Annotated in this window: 6 protein-coding genes and 1 pseudogene; 3 read left to right on the plus strand and 4 right to left on the minus strand. The window is 71.7% G+C overall.

The genetic code is table 11. From position 1 onward, the window contains the following. Positions 1 to 141 precede the first annotated feature (141 nt). Positions 142 to 741 carry a hypothetical protein gene (locus tag AB0B40_RS34810; RefSeq protein WP_345049991.1) on the minus strand — a complete coding sequence of 200 codons (600 nt, stop codon included), beginning with the start codon at positions 739 to 741 and terminating at the stop codon, positions 142 to 144. A 570-nt stretch (positions 742 to 1311) separates the two neighbouring features. Here AB0B40_RS34810 and AB0B40_RS34815 point away from each other — a divergent pair. Next, complete coding sequence (locus tag AB0B40_RS34815; protein WP_345049994.1) at positions 1312 to 2829, plus strand: glutamate--cysteine ligase; 1518 nt, start codon at positions 1312 to 1314, stop codon at positions 2827 to 2829. A gap of 301 nt (positions 2830 to 3130) precedes the next feature. Beyond that, positions 3131 to 3931, plus strand: coding sequence for a type II CAAX endopeptidase family protein (locus tag AB0B40_RS34820; RefSeq protein ID WP_362267511.1), 801 nt, complete (start codon positions 3131 to 3133; stop codon positions 3929 to 3931). Positions 3932 to 3958: 27 nt separating this feature from the next. Here AB0B40_RS34820 and AB0B40_RS34825 read toward each other — a convergent pair whose 3' ends face one another. Next, positions 3959 to 4771, minus strand: coding sequence for a PhzF family phenazine biosynthesis protein (locus AB0B40_RS34825; protein WP_362267513.1), 813 nt, complete (start codon positions 4769 to 4771; stop codon positions 3959 to 3961). A gap of 45 nt (positions 4772 to 4816) precedes the next feature. Then, complete coding sequence (locus AB0B40_RS34830; RefSeq protein WP_345050001.1) at positions 4817 to 5251, minus strand: hypothetical protein; 435 nt, start codon at positions 5249 to 5251, stop codon at positions 4817 to 4819. Between the two features lie 91 nt (positions 5252 to 5342). Here AB0B40_RS34830 and AB0B40_RS34835 point away from each other — a divergent pair, with 91 nt between their 5' ends. Continuing rightward, positions 5343 to 5732 carry a MerR family transcriptional regulator gene (locus tag AB0B40_RS34835; RefSeq protein ID WP_345050004.1) on the plus strand — a complete coding sequence of 130 codons (390 nt, stop codon included), beginning with the start codon at positions 5343 to 5345 and terminating at the stop codon, positions 5730 to 5732. Between the two features lie 105 nt (positions 5733 to 5837). Here AB0B40_RS34835 and AB0B40_RS34840 read toward each other — a convergent pair. Further along, positions 5838 to 6004, minus strand: a pseudogene (locus tag AB0B40_RS34840) (SAM-dependent methyltransferase); the annotation flags it as partial.

The raw sequence follows: 6004 nt of genomic DNA on the forward strand, positions 1-6004 counted from the left end.
GGTTCAGTCCAACTGCACTGTCACTTCGGATGGTTCGTCGTGGTCGGATGGGACTAGTCCGGATGGCGGGGTGACGGCGGACCGACGAAAAAACAGTCGTACCCCGCTTCCCTCCCGGGCAGCGGGGTACGCGGGCGTCGATCAGGCCGGCGAGCCGAGCACAGGCGAGCCGAGCAAGGGAAGAGGAGTCGCCCGATGGGTCAGTACCGGAAGCAACTCGGCGACCCGGAACGGCCGGTGCGCCGAGATGCCGGGCGGGGCCGGCGCCAGCGGGACGAGCAGGTCGGTAGCGGCCGGATGGCCCTCGGCGCCGTCGCCGGAGCAGTCCCCGTGCAGCCACAGGGTGAGCATGTACAGGCCAGGCACGGACAGCAGTCTTGCCTGGTACGGCTGTTGCAGCGCCTCCGCCTGCTGCAGCGCGCGCTCGGTGGACGCGACGTACGGGCCCTCGAAGAAGTGCGAGAAGGCCCAGCCGTCGGGGGTGAGCATGGTCTCCGCCGCGGCCACCGCGCGATCGCCGCACCGGATCAGGAAGCGCCACCCGGCCAGCCGGGTCGAGGACAGGCCTTGCGCGGTGATCCGGTCCAGCACATGGACGGGGAGCGGGAGTTCCGGTGTCGTCGGCCCCTGCGCGGCGCGCAGGGAAGGGGTGCGGGCCTCACGGACCGCGGTGGGCGAGCCGAGGGCGGTGAGGACGGAGCGCAGGGCAGGCGCGGGGGCAGGGGGCACGTGCAGCGGCATGTGGGTCGCCTCTCATTCGACAGGCGCGGCGGCGCGAGGAGGGGTGGGGCGGACGGCGCTGTCTGCTCACGGAAGGCCGGAGAGGTGGGGGCCCGGGTCGCTGTGAACGAGGGTGCGGCTCGGTCCGCCGCCCGTCAACCGGGGCGGCAGGAACTCCGCGGAAACCAGGTCTGAGGGTGCCACCTTCTGCCTTGTGGACGAAGTTTATACGACGCGTGTTCGGCAGATGTTTCAGCTATCCGATTCCGTTTCGCCGGGCAAGGTTGAATTAGGCCGACGATTTGCGGAACTCATCCCGATTTCCGGCCCGGCCCCCGCCTCTGACCTCGCCCTACGCGCCGGTAACGGTCGGCCGAATGTCGTCGGCGTTTTTCACGAGGCGTTCGGGGCACTCGAAGGTGCAGCCGCGGCATGCCTCGTGAATGTGCCGCCGGGAACATTCAGACAGACTAGCGGGCGGAGGCCCCGCGCGGGACGTTATCGATCGCTTCGGCTGGGCATCATCCCACCTGACCCGGGACAGCCCGGCGGCCGGATCGTCGGCCCGCCCATCCGAGGAGGGACACTTCGATGGGGGAGAAGGTCGTGGCGGGGCAGTTCGACCTGTCCGATCGCCAGCGCTACCGCGAAAAGCTCCAGCAGTGCCTGACGGGACTGGAGCGGCTCTTGAGTGAGAAGCGGTTCGACCGCCCCAAGAACCTCATGGGAGTCGAGATCGAACTGAATCTCGCCGGGTCCGACGGTATGCCGAAAATGTTGAACGGACAGGTACTGGAGCGCATCGCGAGTCGCGATTTCCAAACCGAGCTCGCCATGTTCAACCTGGAAGTGAACATCGCCCCGCACCGGTTGGGCGGCCGGGTATTCGACCAGCTCGCCGAGGAGCTGCGGATCTCGCTCGCCTACGCGGACCGGAAGGCCGGCGAGCTGGACGCGGGCATCGTGATGACGGGCATCCTGCCCACCCTCGACCGCGACGACCTGGTCTCCTCCAACCTCTCCGCGGTCGACCGCTACACCCTCCTCAACGACCAGATCGTCGCCGCCCGCGGAGAGGACTTCCGCCTCGACATCGAGGGCGTGGAGCACCTGGTCTGCACGTCCAAGTCGATCGTGCCCGAGGCCGCGTGCACCTCGGTGCAGCTGCACCTCCAGGTGACCCCGGCACGGTTCGCGGACGTGTGGAACGCGGCCCAGGTGGCCTGCGCACCGCAGATCGCCGTCGGCGCCAACTCGCCGTTCCTCTTCGGGCACGAGCTGTGGCGCGAGTCCCGGCCCCCGCTGTTCCTGCAGTCCACCGACACCCGGCCGCCCGAGCTCCAGGCACAGGGCGTTCGGCCGCGCACCTGGTTCGGCGAGCGGTGGATCTCCTCCGCGTACGACCTGTTCGAGGAGAACCTGCGGTACTTCCCGGCGCTGCTGCCGATCTGTGACGACGAGGAGCCGCTGGAGGTCATCGAGGCCGGCGGGGTGCCCAAGCTCGCCGAACTCGTGCTGCACAACGGCACGATCTACCGCTGGAACCGGCCGGTGTACGGCATCGCGGACGGCGTTCCGCACCTCAGGGTGGAGAACCGGGTACTGCCGGCCGGGCCGACCATCACCGACGTGATCGCCAACGCGGCCTTCTACTACGGCCTCGTCCGGGCCCTCGCCGAGGACTCCCGGCCGGTGTGGACACGGCTGCCGTTCGCCGCGGCAGAGGCGAACTTCGACGCGGCGTGCCGGTACGGCATCGACGCGCGCTTCGTCTGGCCCCGGCGCGGGCGGTACGGCGGCACGGGCGAGGTGGACGCGGTCACGCTGATCCGCGACGAACTGCTGCCGCTCGCCTCCGCCGGGCTGGACGCCTGGGGCGTGGAGGCCGCCGACCGGGACCTCTACCTGGGCGTGATCGAGGAACGCTGCCGACGCCGGGTCAACGGGGCGTCCTGGCAGGCCGCCACCTTCCACCGGGCACTCGAACAGGGGCTCTCCCGGGAGGCGGCCCTGGCCGCGACGACACGCCGGTATGCCGAGCTGATGCACGTGGGAGAGCCCGTCCACACGTGGCCGGTGGGCCTGCCGGAGACGGTGCCGCTCGGCTGAGGGCCACGTGCCCGGGTGCGGGTGCGGGTGCGGCGGCGGATGCGGGCGCTGGGTGCCGGGGGCTCGACCGGTGCGGGTGCGGGAGGGTGCCGGGGATGCCGGGCCACCACCGCACGGACCGCACCCGTATCAGCGCGCGGCGCCCCGCAGCCACCGCTCCCACCGCTGCCGCCGCACCACCGGCGGCGGCGGCGCACGGCCCGCACAGCGCGAGACCGGCGGAGCCCCCGTGCCGTGGCCGCTTCTGCGATCCTTGCCTGGCGAAGGTGGGCCAGAGGCCCGTGAGGTGCTGGAGGCAGGGGTGCAGGTGGAGGCTGACTCGGTGGGCGAATCCGTGGCCCTGGGGCGCGATCCGCGGCGGATCCTGCGGGACGAGACGCTGCTCGTCCTCGGACTCTCGCTCGGGGCGAGCGGAGTGTCCGCGCTGATCAGCTTCGTCGGGTCGGTCACCAAGCCGGGCGGTCTGAAGGACCAGGCGGCCACCCTCAACGCCTCGGCCGCGCCCGGCCGCCCGTGGCTCGACCTCGCCTGGCAGCTCTTCGGCATCGCCTCCGCGCTGGTTCCCGTGGCCCTCGTCGCCCACCTGCTGCTGCGCGAGGGCCGGAGCATGCGCACCTTGGGCTTCGACCGCACCCGGCCCTGGCCCGACCTGGCCCGGGGCGCCGGGATCGCGGCCGTGATCGGCAGCACCGGTATCGCCTTCTACCTCGCCGCACGCGGTCTCGGCTTCAACCTCACCGTCGTACCCGAGGCGCTGCCGGACGTGTGGTGGAAGTTCCCGGTGCTGATCCTCTCCGCGATGCAGAACGCGATCCTGGAGGAGGTCATCGTCGTCGGCTACCTGCTGCGCAGACTGGGCCAGTTGGGCTGGACCCCGGGCACCGCGCTGGTGGCCAGCGCGGTGCTGCGCGGCTCGTACCACCTCTACCAGGGCATCGGCGGCTTCCTCGGCAACATGGTCATGGGCGTGGTGTTCGTCTGGCTGTACCGCCGCTGGAACCGGGTCGGCCCGCTGGTCGTCGCGCACTCCCTGCTCGACATCGGCGCGTTCGTCGGCTACGCGCTCCTCGCGGGCAAGGTGGGCTGGCTGCCGACCGCCTGAGGCCGCCGGCGCAGCGCTCAGGCACGCTCAGGCGCGCAGTTCGCCCTCGATGACCGTCACCGCGCGGCCGGTGAGCAGGGTGCGCTCGCCGCGCAGACCGGTGCGGACCAGTCCGGTGCGGCGGGAGGCCTGGAGGCCGGTGAGGTCGTCGCGGCCGAGGCGCGCGGACCAGTGCGGGGCGAGCGCGGTGTGGGCGCTGCCGGTCACCGGGTCCTCGTCGATGCCGACGTTCGGGAAGAAGCAGCGGGAGACGTAGTCGTAACCGCGGGCGGGGTCCTCCGCGCGGGCGGTGGCGATGATGCCTCGCGAGGAGTAGCCGCCGAGAGCCTTGTGGTCGGGGGAGAGACCGAGGACGGTCCTCTCGTCGGCCAGCTCCACCAGCAGGTCACCGACGTTCGGGCCGGTGTCGAAGGCGGCGACCGGCTCCGCGCCGAGTGCCTCGGCGGCCCCGGCCGGGATCTCGGCCGGGGTGAGCGGGGCGGTCGGGAAGTCGAGCGTGACCGAGCCGTCGGCGGCGGGCGTGGCGGTCAGCACGCCGCTGCGGGTGGCGAACCGCACCGGACCCGTGTGGGCGCCGGTGGTGTGCAGGACATGGGCCGTGGCAAGGGTGGCGTGCCCGCACATGGCGACCTCGACGATGGGCGTGAACCAGCGCAGTGCCCAGTCCGCCCCACCGCCCTCGGGCAGCCGGTGCGCGAACGCCGTCTCGGCGTGGTTGACCTCCATGGCGACGTTCTGCAGCCAGTCGTCGTCCGGGAAGACGTCCTCCAGGAGCAGGACTCCGGCCGGGTTGCCGGCGAAGGGGCGGTCGGTGAAGGCGTCCACGATTCGCATGCGCATGGCGCCGACGCTAGCGCCCCCGACGGCCCCCGGACCAAGGCCAATTCACGAGTGCCGGACCGTTTCCCGTCCGGCCGTCACGCGCGTGCGCAGCCATGGGGCGAGCTGGGCGATGCCGAACGACACCTCCACCACGAGGAACGGCCACAGCACCGCCGGGCCGCCGTGCGCCAGCGCGTACGCCTGCCACAGGGAGAACAGCATGCGGGCGACACCGTCGAGGAGACCGTGCAGCGGCAGCGGCCGTATCACCCGCAGGAGGGACCAGACCACCACGACCGAGCCCATCAGGTTGGCATACAGGGTCTGCATCGGGGTGAGTGCGGGCATCGTGCCGAGGCCGGCCGCGTCACCGCCGGCGGACAGCAGGTCGTGCACCAGCCGGTACGACCAGGGTGTGGCGAAGCCGGCCGTGACGATCAGGTCGTACCAGCCGCTGGTACGGACCACGCGCAGGTAGGCGGGGGCGGCGGGACTCATGGGGACTCCTCGGAAGGGCTTGTTCGGGCACCGCCCATGCTGAACGGCGGAGTACGCTCCAAGGTCAAGTCGACCGAGCGGCGGGGGAGTCATGCGCATCGGAGAACTGGCCCTGCGTACCGGGGTGTCCAAGGACACGCTGCGCTTCTACGAGAGGATCGGCCTGCTCGAGGGCGACCGGCTGCCCAACGGCTACCGCGACTTCCCGCCGGAGACGGTGCCCTGGCTGCGCTACGTGCGTACGGCGCAGACGCTCGGGTTCACCCTGGCCGAGATCGCCCGGCACGGTGCGGAACTGAAGGACGCGCCGGACAGCGCGCAGGCTCTGTCCGCCCTGTTCGAGGACAAGATCCAGATCGTCGACGCGCGCATGGCCGAGCTGGCGGCACTCCGCGCGGAGCTCACGTCCCGCGTCGGCACCGGCTGCCCCCTGCGGGAGGCGTCACGCGAGCCGCGCGGCGGGGGTGCCCACCGGAGGTGAAAGGGGGCCAGACGCCGCACACGACGGCCGACTCGTCGGCGGTCAGGTGTAGGTGACAGTGAACCTTCACCGACTGCCACTGAAGTCTGACCGCCTGGAGGTGCTCTACCGGCGGACCGCCGAGATCAGTCCGCCGGGCCGTTCCTCGTGCCGGGGCGGGGTGCTGATCGGGCGGCCGTAGGCGGCGGCGCGCTCGTGCAGGGTGTGGCTTTCGGCATCCCAGCCGTGCCCGGCCAGCCAGGCCACCGGGTCGTCGGGCATCTCCGAGACCC

Source organism: Streptomyces sp. NPDC042638 (assembly GCF_040647235.1).
Lineage (GTDB): Bacteria > Actinomycetota > Actinomycetes > Streptomycetales > Streptomycetaceae > Streptomyces > Streptomyces rameus.